This window comes from Gluconacetobacter brunescens, from assembly GCF_048695475.1.
In the GTDB taxonomy this organism is placed as follows: domain Bacteria; phylum Pseudomonadota; class Alphaproteobacteria; order Acetobacterales; family Acetobacteraceae; genus Gluconacetobacter.
In genome coordinates, this window is sequence record NZ_JBLHEN010000001.1 from 1,558,181 (window position 1) to 1,576,229 (window position 18,049).

Below are 18,049 nucleotides of genomic sequence, written 5' to 3' on the forward strand. Positions count from 1 at the left end.
GGCCTCGGATGACAAGCATAGGACATGGAAAAGATGACGCATCCGGCCACGGCTTCCAAGCCCGAACCACAGCCCACGTCGATCACGATCGGGATCGACGTCTCCAAGGACCATCTCGATGCAGCCCGTCACCCCGGTGGAGAGACCGTGCGCGTGGCCAACACCCGCAAGGGCCAGACCGCGCTCCTGCGCTGGATCGGCGACATGAAGACCGTCGCGCGGGTGGTGTTCGAGCCGACTGGCCCGTATCACCGGCTGCTGGAGGAACGTCTGGCGTCCCTCGGCGTGCCAACGATCAAGGTCAATCCGCGGCAGGCGCGCCGTTTCGCCGAGGCTACCGGCAGGCTCGCCAAGACCGATCGTATCGATGCACTGATGCCGGCGCGCTATGGCGCGCTGCTGGAGCCGGTCGCACGCCCGGTCCGTTCGGACCAGCAGAACCGCCTGGCCGAACTGGTCGCAGCCCGCCGCAGCCTGATGCGAGACCGGACGGCAACGATCAATCGCCTCAAAACCCTGACGATCGATTTGCTGAAACGCCATGGCCGGCATCGTTTGCGGCAGATTGATGGGCAGATCGCTTCTCTCGATGCCGCCATCGCGGCATTGGTGGCAGAAGACCCGCACCTGTCTCGGCGCCGGGACGTGCTGGCCAGCATCCCAGGGCTTGGCATGATCACCGCCCACGCCCTGCTGGCCGACATGCCGGAACTCGGCACGATGGAAGAAGGCCAGGCAGCCGCTCTTGCCGGGCTCGCCCCCATCACCCGCCAGTCCGGAACATGGCGGGGAAGAAGTTTCATTCAAGGCGGCAGGGCTGCCCTTCGGCAGGCACTCTACATGCCCGCCATCGTCGCCATGCGCTTCAACCCCGATCTCAAGCGGGTCTATGACCGACTGACCACCACCGGTAAGCACGCCAAAGTCGCCATTACCGCCATCATGCGAAAACTCATCGTCCTCGCCAACGCCCTGTTGCGCGACAATCGCCTCTGGACACCAAAAACCGCTTGATCACAACGGATACTCTCAGTCGGTCATGGACTGGCCCTTCTTGACCAGATCACTGCACAGTTCAACACGCTTGGATCGATCGAGCGTCGAAATATCGAACGGCGTGCTCGTGCCAGTCTGCAGCAGACCCTGCCCGCCGACCGAATAGAACTGGTCCTTCTTCACGTCGTCACGCTTGACCAGCGCACGCGCCGTGCTGCGCGCCGTCGTGCCATAGACGAGTTTCTTGTGGATGCAATACGTCACCAGACCGGCAACATTGCCCGCACCGGCCGAGGCCAGCGTCGGCAACCCGTTTTCCCCCAGCGCACCCGGCGTCGCGGCATTCGTCGACCCCGTCACGCCATTGACGATCTGCGCGCCCTGCGTCACGGGATTGGACGCCGGATCGGCGGGCGATGTCACCGGCACACTGCCGGTCGGCGGAGCCGAAAGCGTCGTTCCCGCGGGCACCTGTGCCGGCACGCCCTGCGCATGCGCCGCCCCGACGACGGAAAACGCCAGACCACAGGAAACGGCAAGAACGGAAAATCGATTCATCAGCATGACGGAACCTCCCGGCAAATCATCCAAACAACAGCCCGGGACGCAACTCACGACAGAAGCCGGATCACATCGTCTGCGGGCCGTATAGTCCGAATCCAGAACGCGTCGGACAGCCAACAGTTCTATGCCATGCTGAAATTCCGCCCCAAAGCGCGGCAGAACCGGTGCCTCTCACCTGAAGCAAAGCAGGACATCACCGTCATGACGTCCGATATTACTTTCTGACTGGTTAATGATAGACGCGGGTCATGAACCGCCGCACATCCCATGATTGTACCCGTTATCCACATGATTGTACACAGCCCCGCCCGGCCCGATCCCCAACCCACCGCCACGGAAGGCCGCGCTGCAACGCCGCCCTGGAACTTTCCTTGGCTTGCGGCCAAAATGCACGCAGAATACACGGCGCAGGGTTTCTCCCGCATCGCGTGGAAACCCATCGATCAACACGCCGCACAGAGACCGTCCACATGCGCCTCCTTCTCGCCCTCCTCCTCCCCTGGCTTCAGTTTTTCACCATCGGCCGCCCCATTGCCGGCATCATCTGTCTGATTCTTCAGATTACGATCATCGGCTGGATCCCCGCCGCCATCTGGTCGGTCTATGCGCTCAGCCAGTACAAGACAGACCAGAAAATCAGACAGGCGATGCGCAGCTAAATCCCCTAACGCCGCGCGGGGCCAATAGCCTCCCGCATCACACCGCAGCCCGGCCAGGACACAAATCCCTGTCTCGTCTCCCTGTTTCATGCTATACGGCCGGGATGACCAGCCTCGACAGCCACTTGAAGATACGACGCTCCGACCTGGAATGCGTCGATAACTCAATCCTCAAGGTGGCTGTATGTCCGATAGTTTCGATGATGATGACATCATCACCCCTCGTGAAGGCGAATCCTTCGAAGAGTGCCTGAATCGTCTTTCGCAAGAATGCGGGACTGAAAAGCCGGACCATTCTCCATCTGCTGATGAAGGTCCGGACCAGAACCCGCCGCACGCGGATGACCGCGCAGACGATGTCCGCGAAGAATCTGCCATCCGGCGCCGTACCCGGTTGCGCGAAGAGCGCGGCGAACGGGAAGAAACACAAAAACGGGAGCAGTTCAGGCAGGACATCTTGTCTGGCAGCAAGGTCTTTGTCCTCGAGAGAGGGTATGCCTTCCCTGATTTCAAGAAGCTCCGAGGCCATTCAATCGACCCTTACAGGACGGTCCGCAGGCTGGAAGATCCGGTTGAAATTATTCAGCCGAGCCGTATCCGGGAGTCAATTGAACGGATCAGGGCTGATTTCCCCCACGCCATGAATACCATCGAAATCCTGTCGTCCTCCGACAGGATGAAGATGGATTTCGGAAAACCGGGGCCCTTTCGCCCTGTCCTGCTCGCAGGCCCTCCGGGTTGCGGAAAATCCAGTCTGGCACGCGCCTATCATGAGGAACTCGGCTACCCCGCGATGACGATGAATGTGGGCGCCATGTCCGATACCCTGGCCTTCACGGGAACGCACCAGACCTTCGGCGATGCCAAACCATCCGTGATCGTGGAATTCCTTGCGCAGAAGGCAACGGCGAACCCCTGCATGATCCTCGATGAGATCGACAAGTCTCCCGAAGGGGGCAAGCATGGAAGCGTCAAGGATGTCCTCCTGCAATTCCTCGAACCGACCGAAGCAAGAAAATTCAGGGATGTCTTCCTGAATGCGGAAGTGGATCTCTCCCATGTCCGATGGGTACTGACCGCCAATGACCTGGACCGGGTTCCCGCCCCCCTGAAATCCAGATGCCAGATCGTGCATGTCGGAAAACCTCAAAAAGAGCACGTTCCGCAATTGTCCAGAAGGATCATCTGTGAATTGCTGGAAGACATCGGATTGGATGCCAGATGGTTCACGCTGGATGGTCTTGAACAGACAGTCCTGAAGGAAAACTTCAAAGGCGATATGCGCCACCTGAAAAGGATGGTCGAGCACATCCTGAAGGATAAGATGAAGTCTCTATTTGCCTGTTAGAGCCTGACCAAAAATGCGCGCTGGCGGCGATCCAGCGCGCGTTTCCTGTGCTTCGCGGCGGGCGGCCATCAAGGCCGCTCCGCTCCGATGCTCAAAAACACACGCCGGGCGCGGCCCGTTCCGGGCCGCTCTCGCTCGCCAGCCCACATTTCAGGTCAAGCTCTCAGAACGTCACGCGCACGCCGCCAAACCCGCCGATCGGCGCGGAGGGGCTGTAGCTGCGCGGATTGGTCGCCCCCGGCGCCTGCGCCAGATAGACCGAACCGGTCGGCGAGAACGTACCGAAGGTGTAGTAATGCCGGTCGGTCACATTCGAAATGCTGCCGAACAGTTGCAGGGAATGCGTGACCTGAACCGACGTGTGCAGGTTCAGCACGAAGAACCCCGGCAGGCGCGGCGTCAGGTTGGCTTCGTCGCCAAACAGATACTGCCCGCCCTGCAGGAGAAAATCGCCCCCAACGGTCCAGATCGGGGTGATACGCACATCCACTCCGCCGGTCAGCTTGTCCAGCGGAATCCCCGGCAGGCGATTGCCCCGGCGCACGGTGATATCGCCATCATCATCGCCGGCGGGGTTGCTGCCCGCATCCTCGACGAAGCCGCTGCGATAGGTCGCGTCGGTATGGGTATAATTCAGCCAGGCCGACCAGCCATCCGCCTGCCAGGCCAGATGCACCTTGCCCCCCTGCCGCCGCGTCGCCCCGATATTGGCAAAAAACGCCCGGTTCAGCGTTTCGCTGTTGATAAACACGATGTCGTTGTCGGCATCGGTGCGGAACAGCCCCAGATCGTAGGTCAGGCGGCCCGCCTTGCCGATCGTAAACCCGCCACGCAGGCCGGCCTCGAACGTATGCGCCCGCACCTGCTTCAACTCCGGATCGCCGACGAAGAAATTGGCCAGACTGCACGCATTCTCCGGTCCGGCGCAGGAGAGTTCGGCCGGCGTCGGCGCACGGTTCGCCTCGGCATAGCCGCCATAGATCGTGGCCCAATGCGTCAGGCGGTAGCTGATCCCGCCCCCCGGATTGATCGCCGAATAGGCATGATGGCCGCTCAGATCCCCGCCATTCTGGTCGACCAGATTGATCTGCGCGAAATTGTAGCGCATCGAGCCGGTCAGCGAGAGACGCGGCGTCAGGTCGATCGTATCGGTCGCAAACACGCCGACATAGGCATCATTCACCCGCACCCGCACCGGCACGGTCTCCCCCGGCTCGTCAATCACGTAGCCGGGGCCATAATATTCCCGCGTCACCGGGGTCAGTCCCCCCAGTACGGCGGAACCGGTGAACATCGTCTGCGCCCCGTCGAAACTGACGCCCGCCACCTCATGATTGCGCAGGCCGAACACCGAATGCTCCTCGGTCTCCTGCATCGTCACGCCATAGCCGTTGGTATTCGTCGTCTGCAAATCCAGTTCGGAATACGCGCCACCATCCAGAAAATCGGGAATCGTCGCCCCGCCCCGCGTGGTCGAAGGATCGCCATCGTCGGTGCACATCAGGCCCGATCCATCATCGCACGGCGCATCGTTGGGTGCGTTGCCGTTGATCACCCGCTGCTGGAAATAATCGTAATGCACCTGCCCCTGCACCGAGAGCGTGTCGGTAAAGCTGTGCCGGCCATTCACCGCGAACTGGATGAATTTGTTCGCCATCTGGTTGGGCGCGGTAAACTGCGCCCTGGGGTCGGCGCGCAGAAGCTCCACCGGCGAAGTTCCCGGCCCGTTCAGCACCGAATTGGCCAGATCGAGGCTGCCATGCACCTCCGTCGCCAGCCCTTTCCAGCCCAGGTCGGCATACAGGCTCTGGATGTCGGTGCTTTGCAGGTCCCGCCAGCCATCCTCATGAACCTCCCGGCCGGCGACATAGAAGCCCCAGTTCCCCCGGCGCGCGGCATAATCGCCCTGCGCCACGATCCGTCCGAACGACCCGCCGGACAGATCGGCTTCGCCGCCGGCAGCAGTATTGAAGGCATTCTTCATCCGCACATTCAGCGCCCCACCCAGCGCATTCAGGCCGAAGACGGGGTTCGATCCCTCCTCCGCCACCCGTTCGATCGCCAGGTCCGGGATCAGGTCCCAATTCACCGTATCGCCGAAAGCCTGGTTGAAGCGCACACCATCGAGATAGACCGCAATACCCTGCGACGTACCCTGCAACGGCGATGCCTGAAAGCCGTTCATCACGATGGTGGGCTGATAGGGATTCCCCGCGGGCGAATTGAGGCTGACACCCGCCAGACGGCTATCCAGCGCATGCAGCAGGTCGGACGTGCCGGTCAGTTGCAGATCATGCGCGGTCACGATGGCGGTCGCCGCCGGAAGACGGTCACGGTCGATGCCCGACCCGGGCAAGGGCGAGGTGCCGATCACGGTAATATCCTCCGGCTGCACGCCGGCCGACACACCGTCCGCGGCCGTCGCCAGTACCGGCTGCGCCAAGACGGTCTGCATAGGAAAAAAGATGAGCATGGCGGAGAAAGAAGACAGCGATGTCCAAAATGTTATCTTTTCCGGCAACGATTATCTCCCGATATTTTTATAATATCAAAAATTATTATTTACTGAGTATTAACATATTTATTTAAAGGGACAGCAAGCTGGTCCTCATGTTCTTTAAGAGGCTATTTGCAAAGTCACTCTGCGGGGGCGCTCCGACGCGCATTTCCTGTGTTTCGGTGCTCACGGCCGACAAGGCCGCTCCGCTCCGATGCTCGAAAATGCACGCCGGCCATGCCGCATCGCAGCATTCTCGCTCGGCAGGCCGACTTTCCAAACAGCCTCCAAGAGCTGTCGCATCTCTCGATTCCTGATCGAGAGAGGGTAAGACTCACATTTTCCCTTAGAGCCTGACCTAAAATGCGCGCTGGCGGCGATCCATCGCGCGTTTTAGGTCAGGCTCTTATCGCACTCTCATCGCGTAATGGCGTCAAATCTCTTTAGAGACAACCGAAATTATTCGCGAATCCGCTTCAATATCGAAATTCTGATTCTTTTCCGAACGAATATGCCTTGTATGCCATCTACATGCATCTCCATCACGCGCTCGTGTATCAATTGCCTTCTCATTCGAATTAGAGAATTCCGTTTTTGATCTGCCGGCACCTTGTTTGACGATCACTTTCCGCGTTGGTTTCACTACCAGTCGTTAGGAAAGGTTAGAGACATGCCTATTTCTTCCATAAGCACGCTACCAACCAAAAAGAAGCTTCTGGCCACCGCCGCAGCGGTCATCATTGGCGGAGGGGGTATTGGAGGAGCGCTCGTTTATAAATATTGGTTCGATCTTGTACCGCCGGCCGGTCTCGTCATTAACTGGTTCCGGACGATCGGTCAGGCACCGGGAACATTGGCGACTGAAACAGCATCATCTTCGACCTCCAATCCCGTGACAGCTCATACGGCCTCCGATGTGTCAGAGGCCCTTCTGAAGCCCGATACATTCGTGACGGAGGCCGCACAAGATACGACACCATCGACTTCGGGAGGCGTAACACCAGAAACAACCGAGGACTGGACAAGTTATAATAAAACTTTGAAGTCTCAGAGATTTTCGAGCATCAATCAGATCAACACCACCAATGTCAAAAACCTGAAAGTTCTATGCACGTACGACACCAAGGAATATACGAGCTTTGAGACGGGCCCGCTTATGGTTAACGGTGCCTTGATTGGCACGAGCGAACACGACATATTTTCTCTCAATCCAGCGAACTGTCATGAAAACTGGCGTACACATGAGGAATTTCCGTCTGCCTTGTTACGGGTGAACCGAGGAGCCGCTTATGCTGACGGTATGCTTTATCGTGGCACGTCACATGGCGATGTGATTGCTTATGACTTTAAAACCGGAAAGAAAATCTGGTCGACGAATATTGGCGATGGTGCCGCCGGCGAGTCCGTGCCGGCGGCACCTATCGTATGGAATGGGCGGGTCTATATCGGCAATGCTGGCGGCGACGTAAAAGGCGTAAAAGGTCGGATGTACGCTCTGGATGCCAAAACTGGTCACATCATTTGGGAATTCTATATGGTTCCCAGGGAACCAAATGATCCGACTCGCGGGCCGCAAGGTAAAACTCCCCTCGATCTCTCAACATGGAAGAACCCCGCGGGTATGCCGATCACCGGGGGTGGCACCTGGACGTCCTACTCTCTCGATCCTGATACGGGTGAATTGTACATTCCCGGCGGGAATCCGGCACCCGATTACGTTACTGCCACGCGCGAGGGAAAAAACCTGTTTTCCGATTCGATCGTCGTGCTTGACGCCGCGACCGGCGAGTACAAACGTCATTATGAGCTTTCAAAAAAAGACTGGCATGACTGGGATGCATCCAATCCTCCCGTTCTGCTCGAAACGCGAAACGGGAAAAAGCTTCTCGCTGTCGCACCCAAGAATGGTTATCTGTACGGTTTCGACATCGCGACAGGCGGACTACTGTATAAAACTCCAGCTACAAGAATCGAAAACGCCGATGCTCCCTTTGAGGTCGGAAAAACCGTTCATTTCTGCCCAGGTTCCGTCGGCGGTGACGAGTGGAACAGCCCTGGTTATGACCCCCAAACCAATCTCATTATGGTAGGTGAAGTCGAATGGTGCGGCAGTGTAACCACACAGAGTGACGAGCAGCTAAAAGGGGTCGCCCCTGGCCAGCCCTGGTCCGGAATGGACACCCATAATCCCTATCATATGTTTAGCGCGCCGGATTCTGCCGGACAATGGGCAGGCTGGTTGTCCGGCATTGACGCGGACACCGGCGCCTGGAAATGGCGCGTCAAGACCAATTATCCGATCCAGAGCGGCATTACACCCACCGCGGGTGGCGTAACCTTTTTCGGCGACATGGGCGGCTATTTTTATGCCCTTGATTCCGAAAGCGGAAAAAAGCTTTGGGGTCAAAAAATTGATGGTGCCATTGGCGGCGGCGTAATCACATACAGCTTTGAGGGATCGCAAAAGATCGCCGTAGCGACTGGCTTTACCTCCATCCTCTGGCCGACGGTTCCGACAACCGGAAAAATTGTCCTTCTCGGCCTATAGTCCGCTTTTTAGTGGGCTACTCTCATCATTCTATAAGAACCACGTCAGTCTAATAAAAAAAGCCACACTCTATGGCATTTGTAAAAGTTGGAGATAATGATGGCGTTGTGTTTCGATATCGTTAAAAGGCGAGAAAGAAAAGATCCCTTCATGTCCGCCCCTGCATGCCGACGTGGTAAATACGGATTCCTGTGGCTTATTATTTCGTTAACCGGGACATACGAGTCCCAGTCGGCCCGAGCTTCTGACATTACCCTTGATGTTATCGGGCCTCATGAATACGAACTGCCCATCGATTTCGACAAACCGTGGGATATTTTGGTGCAATATCTCAATGGAAATGCAGCAGGATCAATGTACAACACCCTCGGCCAACGAAAAGCCGAGGGTGGCTCCCATACATGGCAGGGCATGTCAAAATGGGTTCATTTCTGGAAATTCAAGGGTATTCCCAATGTCGGCTTTGGGTGGGAGCTTATTCAAGTTGAAAATTATGTTTTGCGCAATGGGACTAATTACGGAGGACTCGGCCCTACAATCTCGGGACCGGTTGTCTGGTTCAAGCCGAACCGGAAGAGTACATTCGGAATGCAGGCATTCATGCAAACCCCGGTCGGCACGCGCGATGCGTTATCGACCAATTATTGGTCGGTCAATCTCAATCTCGTGTTTGATTATGAATGGAAGGATTTCAGTGTCGACGGCGATGTGGGAACGGTTGTTGCGGCCACACTTCACGAGACTGGCCAACACAGCTACACACCCGGAACGACCTTCTATACCAATCTCCGCTTCAGTTGGAAGGCCAGCAAGGTCGCCGAACCATTTCTGGCGCTCGATTGGCAGAATGCTGGCGGCTCATACGATCACACCGCTGGCAATTGGGTCTCGGATTCCAGTAGCCGAGAGATCGCACTGGGCGTGGGGATGATGTTCCCTCTGACTAAATCGCTCACGTTTACAACACGCTATTCCCATTCCGTCGAAGGGAGGAATACGCCTGAAACGAACGCATGGTTCGGAAAAATCATCTACGTCTTCTGACAACAACGGATATCTTGAAACGATCCTTTTTCTTCGCTCTTTCTATTATATTATAATATACAGTCAGTTCTTTATGAAATTCCGTACTAAAGGATGAGGTGGCAGGAAAAATTGCAACAAGTTCCGGAGGAAGCTTCTATCTAACGTTCATTTGAACAAGGCGGCTATTGCGCTCCCTTGGAAGCCTTATCTATATGTTCGTACAATAATATGTCGCAGCTTGGCGTTCTGGAGGTGCGGTATGCTCGATAAAGCTCTGGAAGATGAAAACTCTTTCTACTGCCGTGAAGACACGCGGGAATGGGACGTAGCCCGTTCGTTCTGCGGTCTAACATACGCCCCTCTTGAGGCCATCCCTTTAATCAAAGGGTCTTCGCCCAATGCCGTTCTTAAACGTCTGCAATGCAATGATATAACATTCAGCCGTTTTTGCTTCGGGGTTCCGACGCGAGTTGAGAATTTCGACCCCAAGGCGGGAAATATCATTGTTGTCAATACATTACGCGGCAATGTCCGTCATCCACTTACAGATCAAAGTTATTCCGACACGAGAACAGGAGAAAGCTACGTCGTTGACAGCAGTCGGACGGATTATTGGAATATAGCCAGCGGGGATGATCTTCAACTTAACATAACGATACCACATAGTTTGATGGAGGTAATTTCGGAACGATGGTATGGTTTTATTCCAGACGATGATTTCTGGAAAAAGCGTATAGTTTTCGGAGGCGCGGGATCTGCCTGGCTTTCCCTCCTGGATTATACGATCCAATCGGTCTCCGCATCCTCCAAACATGATGAAGTCATTTTAAAAAAAGCCAACGAGTTACTTTGTATCGATCTATTGCACAATTGGGCAAACGGGGCGGGACTCGGTCTTGAAAGCGGAGCGCGTTCGGCTGCTCCGCGCTATGTACGTGATGCGGAAAAATTGATGATTCTACAGGTGAAACAGAATCCTACTATTTTGGATATTGCGGCACAATTAGGTATTAGCGCACGCAGCTTGTCTTCCGGTTTCCGAGAATTCCGCGGCATAACGCCCCATAGTTTCATGCAGGCGAGAAGACTCGAAACCCTGCACAAGGCTCTCATTGAGGCGCCTCCGGGTGAAACGGTCTCTTCGATCGCCAAGTCTTTGGGTTATATCAACATGAGTGCAATGGCCACTGCATATCGCAAGCGATTTGGACTAAATCCTTTGCAGACACTACGTCGCAGATAAGAAATTGAAATGATCCCCGAAAATGGGACCGGCCCTTAAGTTGGAAACGCGAGGCTCTGTCATATGATGGAGCGATGATGACGAAGAAGACGAGACGGAAGCTGGACGGGGCGTTGAAGGCGCAGATTGCGCTGGAGGCGATCCGTGGGGATGTGACGGTGACGGACCTTGCACAGCGCTATGAGGTTCACCCGAACCAGATTTACGCCTGGAAGAAGCAGTTGCAGGAACAGGCGGCGCGGGCGTTTGACGCGACGGTGGGTCAGGACGCGGAGCGCGCGGCGCAGAAGCGGATTGACGATCTGTATGCGAAGATCGGGCAATTGACGGTGGAGCGGGATTTTTTAGCGTCGAGGTCCGGAAGATGAGCGTGTCGGACCGTCGAGGACTGCTCGTCCGCGAGGGAGGTGGGCTGTCGCTGCGGCGGCAATGTGCGCTGCTCGGCCTGGCGCGTTCGGGCGTTTATCGCAAGCCGCAGGCGGTCAACGACAATGATCTGGCGCTGATGCGCCGGATCGACGAGCTGTTTCTGGCCTGGCCGTTTCTGGGCTCTCGGCGGATGACGGTGATGCTGCGGGCGGAAGGGCATCTGGTGAACCGCAAGCGCGTCCGCCGCCTGATGCGCAAGATAGGGATCGCAGCCCTGGGCCCGAAGCCCGGGACGACGATCCCGGGTCCGGGACACAAGATCTATCCGTATCTGCTGCGGGATCTGGTGATCGATCGCGCGAACCAGGTCTGGGCCTCGGATATCACCTCTATCCCGATCGGTCGGGGCTTCCTGTATCTGGTGGCGATCATCGACTGGCACAGCCGGGCTGTTCTGGCGTGGCGGCTGTCGAACACGATGGACACGGGCTTTTGCCTTCTGGCACAGGAAGATGCCCTGGCCCGTCATGGAAAACCGGAGATTTTCAACACGGATCAGGGTTCGCAGTTCACCAGCGGCGCCTTTGCCGGCGCGCTGCACCAGGCAGGCATCCGGATCTCGATGGACGGCAGGGGGCGCTGGATGGATAATGTCTTCATCGAGCGGCTCTGGCGCTCGCTCAAACACGAGGACATCTACCTGAAGGGGTATGCCGACGGGCGCGAGGCGAAGGCAGGCATCGCCGAATGGTTCGACTTTTACAATCGGGCGCGCTTGCATCAGGCGCTCGGCTACCGCACGCCGATGGCAGTCTGGGAGGAAAGCCGGGCTGCGGCGACGCCTGTGGATAGGATGGTCGCCTGAAAAAAGGATCAACCGGGCCACGCTCTCCAACTTAAATTTGGCCACCCGTGGTCCTCATGACGGGGACCACTTCACGACAATCCATGCCGTGATCGCCCTGCCACGCTCGATCATGCGCGGCAAGGCCCAGTCACGAACGCGCGCCATCAACGCGACGTCCAACCAGGGTGCTGGGCCGAAACGCGCGCTGGCGCCGTAGCCGCCGCCAGCGGCTCCGCCCGATCGGCGTGTCCCATGACCTCGATCAGCGCGTCCAGATACCTATCAAATGCCGCCGTATCGCTACCGTCCTCGCTCACCATGGCGCCGATCCATCGCTGTGAGTCAGAAGCCTATCACAATCAAACTGCCCGCGAATCCCCACAGAGCGCTTTCGTGACTCAGTAAGACTAACGATTCGGTGTGACCTTACCGGCATCCCGATGATGGCGCCGCCTGGTCGAGAGCATTACGCCCGACATCTGCATTGCGGTGAAGGTCTTTAGGCGGATGTGCCCCATCCGGAAGGCCTGACACGGACAGGTCACGCACGGAAAGAAAAGAACCCATTACAAGTGATAACCGACGGTTACCCCCCACCAACGGGGCATGCCGTAGGCGATTTCGCTGCATCCGCAGATCGTCGAGAGGTCGTAGGAGGTGATACCGTAGCGCTTGTCGAAGATGTTGGCGACATTGGCCTCGAACGACCAGCCCGAGGGATGCTTCCAGGTCAGCTGCGAGCCGAAGATATTGTATCCGTTCAGGCGCTGGGAAGAGAAGTTCCGCACATTCGTGAAGAAGGACGACTGGCTGTAGACGTCGATCCCCCAGTTCAAGGTACCCCCACCGACCGTGAAGGGGAATCTGTAGTCCGAACGGGCGGTGAACTGGCGCTGCGGCATGAAGCTGGGCTGCGTGTTCCTGTATAGACCGGGAGCGATGGCCAGGTCGTGAATCGTGGCGTGCTGCAGAGACAGGCCTGCCGTGACGGTCCACCCTTTCAAGGGCCGGAACCCCCACATGAACTCCCCGCCATACATCGTCGCGTTCCGGTTCTGGACGTAACCCGAGGCATTGGCGAACGTATAGGCCTGGTAATTCTGATAATCGTAATAATATCCAGAGAGATTGAACATGATACGATCATGGAGGAAGCTCGACTTGATGCCGCCCTCGTAATCCCAAAGCGTTTCCGGCTTGTAAGCGACCTGGGAAGCCGGCAACGACGAAGCGGGATCATAATATTTGTCGTTGAAGTTGCCGACTTTCGTACCGCGGCTGACATTGGCGTAAAACAGTACGTCTTTGGTCATCTGGTAATTCAACGCCCACTTCGCCGACCATAGAGTATTGCCACGCGTATCCGCATAGGGATTCTGCAGGGTGGCATAATAATCCGTGACGTTGATGGAATAGGGATTGGCACTGAGAAACCGGTCTGACGTCAGGTGATAATTCTGATGTTCCTCGATGATCCGGCCACCGACTGTAGCCGTCAGTTTGGGCGTGATCTTGTATTCGAACTGGGCGAATTCGGAGAAGGACCGATCCCTCAAATGGGTCTGGTTGATGTCGTCGATCCCAGTTCCCTCAAATCCGTTACCAAGCGCGTAAAGGCTATCTTCAGGCGCCAGATATCCCGCTTGGGAGTGGGTATCGATATACAGGAAGTTCGCTCCCGCGTTCCAGATCAATTTGTCGAAATGGCCAGTGGCACGCAATTCCTGCCAGACAGCATTCTGCTGTGCCGCCTGGCCGACATTCACAAAATTCGAAGGCGACGAATCGGCATCCATGAAGAACTGCTTCGTCATCCGCTTGAAATCCGTCACGGAACTGATGGTCGTATTGCCCAGATCGTAATCGATATGCAGCGCGGCATCATACAGACGGACCTGGTTGCAGGAGGCGCAGGCGAAGTCGCTCGACGTCGCGAATTTCCCGGCCGGCTGCCCGTAATAGCCCAGACCGGTCTTTCCACTGGAAAACAGGCTATTGGTGGTCCTGCCTTCCGCGTCGCTCACCGGTGTAGACGCATAGGTGTTATAGGGCGAGGACGAATCGTTGCTGCGCATGCCCGATCCCGTCAGGCGGATCTTCAGGTTGTCGGTGACCTGCGACTGGAGTTGCAGGCGCCCCCCAACCGTGTCGTCGCCGCCAAGATTCGGCTTGCCGGGATATTCGTTCGTCATGAATCCATCGTTCCTTTTATAGAGGAACGAGACACGCCCTTCGAGGTGCCTGGCAACCGGGCCGCCGACCGCGGTTTCGACCTTGGCCTGGTTATAGGCACCGTAGGTGGCGTTGATATAGCCGCTCAGATAGTCGGTCGGCTTCGCGATATTGAAATTGACAAGACCGCCAGTCGCATTGCGCCCGAACAGGGTCCCCTGCGGCCCCTTGAGAATCTCAACGTTCGTCAAATCAAAAAGGCCGAAACTCTGTCCCTGGATGCTCGGAACGTAGGTATCGTCGACATAGACGGCGACAGGCGGTTCGACGCCGTCCGTAATATCGTTCTGCGTGACGCCGCGAATTGAAAAAGCGGCAAATTGTCCACCGTCAGATGCCGAAACGAACACACCGGGTGTCGTGCGCCCGATATCCGCGCTATTATTGATCTGCCGCTCACGCAATTCCGTTCCGGAATAGGTATTGACCACGATCCCGACATTCTGCGCGCGCTGCAGGCGGCGCTGGGCACCGACCATGATCTCCTCGGGCGCGGCCGGGGGCACCTTTTTCGTCACGGGCGTGGCGGCGGCCGGCTTCGCGGCAGCCGCTGCCGGAGCTTTCCTCGCCGGAGCCGCCGATGCCTTCTTCACCTTGTGAACAGTAGTTGGAGCGGCCGGAGTCGCTGCGGGCGCAGGGGTGCCGGTGGCCATTGTTACAGAAAAACAGGCCAGCACCGTCCCGGTACGAACGAAACACAGCGGCCGCTTTGAACTCGGATACATTCGCGTCTCCCTGTCGGGCATCCCCAAAAATACTTTAGGTATGAAGTTATCATAACAAAGCTAATTTTTTCGTTCCGAACAAGAATTATTTTTGGCCAAAGATATTTTATCCCCGCACCGACTCTGGAGGACGAGATCGCCGATGTTCCTGCGGTGCGTCGCATCGACGGCTCCGAGCGGACGGCGCATGCCGCCATCGTCATGGAACGGGAAAATCCCTGCATTCAGGATATTTTCCAGCCCTCTGGTCCCCGGACCACCCGCCCGGCCGCCTCGGCCTGCTCCAACATGGCAACCGTCATTTCCGTCGCGGCCGGACGCAACGCGTTCGCCAGATCCGGATAGAGCCGGACCGCCAATGCCATGTCGGTCTGCCATTCCGTCGTCAGCAGCGCATGCATCTGCTCGATCTTGCGGCGTCGCGCACTCAGCAGGCCATCAATGAAGGAATCCGGCTCGGTGACCGCCGGGCCGTGCGCGCCGAAGATACGCCCGTATTCGCCGGACCGCACTTTCATCAGGCTTTCCAGGTAGGCCGCCATGCTCCCATGCGGCGCCCTCATGACGACGGATGTCGACCAGCCCATGATGTGATCGCCTGCGAGCAGACATCCGTTGCCCAAATCGAAACAGGCATGGTCCATGGTGTGACCGGGCGTGTCAATCACCTGTACGCCGTGAAGAACAGCGCCATCCGTCAGTGGCGTCCCGAACCGCCCGCCATGGAGCGGCGCGTCTGCCATGTGCGAAAGCGCAACCGATCCCCCATCATGATCCTCATGGGCATGCGTTACCAGGATGGCGCCGATCCGGCCGTCGCACACATCCAGGACCGCTTGGCGATGGTATGGATCATCGGGCCCCGGATCGATAACAATCCACCCACCCTTGCCTTCCACCAGCCACGTATTGGTCCCGTGATACGTCATCGGGCCGGGATTCCGGGCCACGACACGCAACAATCCGGGCGCTTCGATCAGCGGGCGCCCGTATTCGGGAACGGCCTCCAGATACCGTCGTGGCGCCACCCTGTTTTCCCTGGTTCCGGAATGCACCGCTACCTCCGTCGGCACCAGGCCCCCGTATCCCGGACCGGCCCTCCCCGGTATCGGGCGGGGGATCGTATCTGTTTCATGCCAGCGCGTAGCTGTGCATCGGCACATGCGGAGCGTGACCGGAAAATGGCGGGAAACGCATCGAATCCCGGCCCAGCTCGTCACGAACCGGAGAATGCAATGCCGCTGTCAGTGCCTCCGCATTCTCGAACGTCACGCGGTTGCGCAAAAGCGCGGCGCCGCGTTTCCAGCCCGCCCTCATGGGACTGTTCCATGTTACACGGGTGCAGACATCACCATCCCGAAGGCCCGGCAAGGTCGAAAGCAGGGGAACATGACTGGAAAGATAGTGATTGATCCACCGGATCTCGTCCTCTGCCTCCCCCTCATAGGATACCACGTAGCTGAATCCCGCCTCTTCCGGTTCAAGGCTGCGACGAGTGCGCATGGGAAGTGCGCGAAGCGCCATCGCCTGCTCCGTCACAATGCGTTCCGGCCCACTGTCAATATCCGCGAGCGCAAGCCATTCCGTCATCCCATCCCATGCCGCGAACAGTTCGAGGTCTGCGAGAGCGTCGAACCACAATTCGACGACCAGCGCCGGTGTCGACGCGCTCTGGAGATGCCGATCCTCGGCTTCACCCGGCACGAACAGCAATCCGCCCTTCATTCCGGGGACGGAGCTCACGGTCAGGCTCCGTGAGAGCACATGGCAACCGGCGGCGCCGGACATCGATGACCCCGTCCCGGGAATGGAAAGAAAATAGGCGAACATCAGCTTCCTCCAGCTCGGAATCACGTTCTGCTTCTGCGGTGCGCACTGCCTCATGCCGTGCTGGGCAGGCGAATTCCCATCTGCTTCAGGAGCGGAAGAACAGTGTCCCGGAAATAAGGAAATTCCTCGACATAATCGACGAAAGACAATGTCGTTCCGCTGAATCCCGCTTGCGCGAGCGCCGCGATGCCCTCCGCAACCTGCTCCGGCGTTCCCACAAGCGGAAAACCACCATGACCCATCGCCATCCGGTCGCGGATAAGCTTCAGCAGATCATGGGGGAAGGATTGGGCATGGGCGAACTGCAGACGAACCAGATTGTCGACGGCCTCGCCATCGCCATTTTCATCGACAAAATACCGGACATAATCCCGTGCCTCCGCCTCTGTCGGGCGGCAGACGACATGGCTGAACGTCAATACCCTGACATCGCGTCCCATTTCCTTCGCTGTCGCATTCAGCCCGGCAATCTCCATTTTGGAGCGTTCGATGTCGATCGCCGGTGTAAACAGGAAATCGGCGTTCCTGAGGGCGAACCGCCGACCTTCGGCCGATCCCGCGGCATTGAAGATCGGCGGTCGGCCGTCGAACGGCCCGGGCTTTCCATAGACCCCAGAGAGCTGGAAATTCTCTCCGTTCCAGTCAAACGGCTCTTCGGATGTCCAGAGCGCCTGGACGATGTCGAACCATTCCTGGGCATATGCATATCGCTCCTCATGGCCCTCCGGCAGCGTGAGGCCGAGGGCGCGGTACTCGGGCTCGTTCCAGCCCGCGACGATGTTCAGCCCTGCCCGACCGCCCCCACCCATCTGATCGAGTGTCGCGATCTGTTTGGCCATGACGACCGGATGACTTGCCACGACCTGAATCGTCGAGAACACACTGATCCGGCGCGTTGCGCTCAACAGCCCTCCGGCCCATGCGACGGGTTCGAGTACGCTGCCATGAAAATCCGTCTCGCCGCCATATCCGATCCAGCGCGCGATCGGCAGCATGAAGTCTATTCCCGCGTCGTCGAGCAACCGGGCCAGCCGGAGATTGTCCTCCCAACTGGCACTCCAACGATTGGCGATCTTCGTCGGCGACATGCCGCCCGAGCAGTTCGTGGCGAAACTGCCCAGAAGGAACTGGCCGTCATTCAATGATTTGACGAGAGTTCTCATAT

14 protein-coding genes are annotated in these 18,049 nt (G+C 57.7%); 8 read left to right on the forward strand and 6 right to left on the reverse strand.

What is annotated here, in order from left to right:
- Positions 1–33 precede the first annotated feature (33 nt).
- Positions 34–1,014, forward strand: a complete 981-nt coding sequence (locus ACMAUO_RS06975; RefSeq protein WP_420356195.1) for an IS110 family RNA-guided transposase — start codon at positions 34–36, stop codon at positions 1,012–1,014.
- A gap of 15 nt (positions 1,015–1,029) precedes the next feature.
- On the opposite strand, the gene ACMAUO_RS06980 is transcribed toward ACMAUO_RS06975, so the two are convergent.
- A complete protein-coding gene (locus tag ACMAUO_RS06980; RefSeq protein WP_420356196.1) occupies positions 1,030–1,560 on the reverse strand; it encodes a YjjA family protein in 531 nt (176 codons plus the stop codon).
- Positions 1,561–2,030: 470 nt separating this feature from the next.
- Between ACMAUO_RS06980 and ACMAUO_RS06985 the strand changes: the two genes are divergently transcribed.
- Both ACMAUO_RS06985 and ACMAUO_RS06990 read left to right on the forward strand, forming a co-directional pair.
- Positions 2,031–2,219, forward strand: coding sequence for a YqaE/Pmp3 family membrane protein (locus ACMAUO_RS06985; RefSeq protein ID WP_420356197.1), 189 nt, complete (start codon positions 2,031–2,033; stop codon positions 2,217–2,219).
- A 184-nt stretch (positions 2,220–2,403) separates the two neighbouring features.
- Entirely contained in the window at positions 2,404–3,567 is a 1,164-nt protein-coding gene (locus tag ACMAUO_RS06990) for an AAA family ATPase (protein ID WP_420356198.1), read from the forward strand.
- 163 nt (positions 3,568–3,730) lie between these two features.
- Here the strand turns inward: ACMAUO_RS06990 and ACMAUO_RS06995 are convergent, their stop codons facing one another.
- A complete protein-coding gene (locus ACMAUO_RS06995) occupies positions 3,731–6,010 on the reverse strand; it encodes a TonB-dependent receptor (RefSeq protein WP_420356199.1) in 2,280 nt (759 codons plus the stop codon).
- A 724-nt stretch (positions 6,011–6,734) separates the two neighbouring features.
- Between ACMAUO_RS06995 and ACMAUO_RS07000 the strand changes: the two genes are divergently transcribed.
- The 4 genes from ACMAUO_RS07000 to ACMAUO_RS07015 all read left to right on the forward strand — a co-directional run bounded on the left by ACMAUO_RS07000 (position 6,735) and on the right by ACMAUO_RS07015 (position 12,115).
- Complete coding sequence (locus ACMAUO_RS07000) at positions 6,735–8,612, forward strand: pyrroloquinoline quinone-dependent dehydrogenase (protein WP_420356200.1); 1,878 nt, start codon at positions 6,735–6,737, stop codon at positions 8,610–8,612.
- A gap of 150 nt (positions 8,613–8,762) precedes the next feature.
- A complete protein-coding gene (locus ACMAUO_RS07005; protein ID WP_420356201.1) occupies positions 8,763–9,656 on the forward strand; it encodes a transporter in 894 nt (297 codons plus the stop codon).
- 241 nt (positions 9,657–9,897) lie between these two features.
- A complete protein-coding gene (locus ACMAUO_RS07010) occupies positions 9,898–10,881 on the forward strand; it encodes a helix-turn-helix domain-containing protein (RefSeq protein WP_420356202.1) in 984 nt (327 codons plus the stop codon).
- A 77-nt stretch (positions 10,882–10,958) separates the two neighbouring features.
- Positions 10,959–12,115 (forward strand): IS3 family transposase gene (locus tag ACMAUO_RS07015; RefSeq protein ID WP_420357227.1). Its coding sequence is split into 2 segments (ribosomal slippage): positions 10,959–11,247 and positions 11,247–12,115, totalling 1,158 coding nucleotides; the frame shifts between segments, so codons are not numbered across the junction.
- Between the two features lie 548 nt (positions 12,116–12,663).
- Here ACMAUO_RS07015 and ACMAUO_RS07020 read toward each other — a convergent pair.
- A complete protein-coding gene (locus ACMAUO_RS07020; RefSeq protein WP_420356203.1) occupies positions 12,664–14,808 on the reverse strand; it encodes a TonB-dependent receptor in 2,145 nt (714 codons plus the stop codon).
- Between ACMAUO_RS07020 and ACMAUO_RS07025 the strand changes: the two genes are divergently transcribed.
- Positions 14,807–14,929, forward strand: coding sequence for a hypothetical protein (locus ACMAUO_RS07025; protein ID WP_420356204.1), 123 nt, complete (start codon positions 14,807–14,809; stop codon positions 14,927–14,929). The two genes, ACMAUO_RS07020 and ACMAUO_RS07025, sit on opposite strands and share 2 nt — an antisense overlap.
- Before the next feature lie 349 nt (positions 14,930–15,278).
- Here ACMAUO_RS07025 and ACMAUO_RS07030 read toward each other — a convergent pair whose 3' ends face one another.
- The 3 genes from ACMAUO_RS07030 to ACMAUO_RS07040 form a co-directional block, all read right to left on the reverse strand.
- On the reverse strand, positions 15,279–16,082 hold the full coding sequence (locus tag ACMAUO_RS07030) for an MBL fold metallo-hydrolase (RefSeq protein ID WP_420356205.1): 804 nt from the start codon (positions 16,080–16,082) through the stop codon (positions 15,279–15,281).
- A gap of 103 nt (positions 16,083–16,185) precedes the next feature.
- Positions 16,186–16,884 (reverse strand): EthD domain-containing protein, encoded by a 699-nt coding sequence (locus ACMAUO_RS07035; RefSeq protein ID WP_420356206.1) that lies wholly within the window; start codon positions 16,882–16,884, stop codon positions 16,186–16,188.
- A 50-nt stretch (positions 16,885–16,934) separates the two neighbouring features.
- Complete coding sequence (locus ACMAUO_RS07040; RefSeq protein ID WP_420356207.1) at positions 16,935–18,047, reverse strand: LLM class flavin-dependent oxidoreductase; 1,113 nt, start codon at positions 18,045–18,047, stop codon at positions 16,935–16,937.
- Positions 18,048–18,049 lie beyond the last annotated feature (2 nt).

Bases quoted from the DNA above. Each gene is read 5' to 3' on its own strand.
- ACMAUO_RS06975 (WP_420356195.1), top strand. From the start codon at position 34: ATGACGCATCCGGCCACGGCTTCCAAGCCCGAACCACAGCCCACGTCG.
- ACMAUO_RS06980 (WP_420356196.1), bottom strand. From the start codon at position 1,560: ATGCTGATGAATCGATTTTCCGTTCTTGCCGTTTCCTGTGGTCTGGCG.
- ACMAUO_RS06985 (WP_420356197.1), top strand. From the start codon at position 2,031: ATGCGCCTCCTTCTCGCCCTCCTCCTCCCCTGGCTTCAGTTTTTCACC.
- ACMAUO_RS06990 (WP_420356198.1), top strand. From the start codon at position 2,404: ATGTCCGATAGTTTCGATGATGATGACATCATCACCCCTCGTGAAGGC.
- ACMAUO_RS07000 (WP_420356200.1), top strand. From the start codon at position 6,735: ATGCCTATTTCTTCCATAAGCACGCTACCAACCAAAAAGAAGCTTCTG.
- ACMAUO_RS07005 (WP_420356201.1), top strand. From the start codon at position 8,763: ATGTCCGCCCCTGCATGCCGACGTGGTAAATACGGATTCCTGTGGCTT.
- ACMAUO_RS07010 (WP_420356202.1), top strand. From the start codon at position 9,898: ATGCTCGATAAAGCTCTGGAAGATGAAAACTCTTTCTACTGCCGTGAA.
- ACMAUO_RS07025 (WP_420356204.1), top strand. From the start codon at position 14,807: ATGATCTCCTCGGGCGCGGCCGGGGGCACCTTTTTCGTCACGGGCGTG.
- ACMAUO_RS07020 (WP_420356203.1), bottom strand. From the start codon at position 14,808: ATGGTCGGTGCCCAGCGCCGCCTGCAGCGCGCGCAGAATGTCGGGATC.
- ACMAUO_RS07035 (WP_420356206.1), bottom strand. From the start codon at position 16,884: ATGTTCGCCTATTTTCTTTCCATTCCCGGGACGGGGTCATCGATGTCC.
- ACMAUO_RS07040 (WP_420356207.1), bottom strand. From the start codon at position 18,047: ATGAGAACTCTCGTCAAATCATTGAATGACGGCCAGTTCCTTCTGGGC.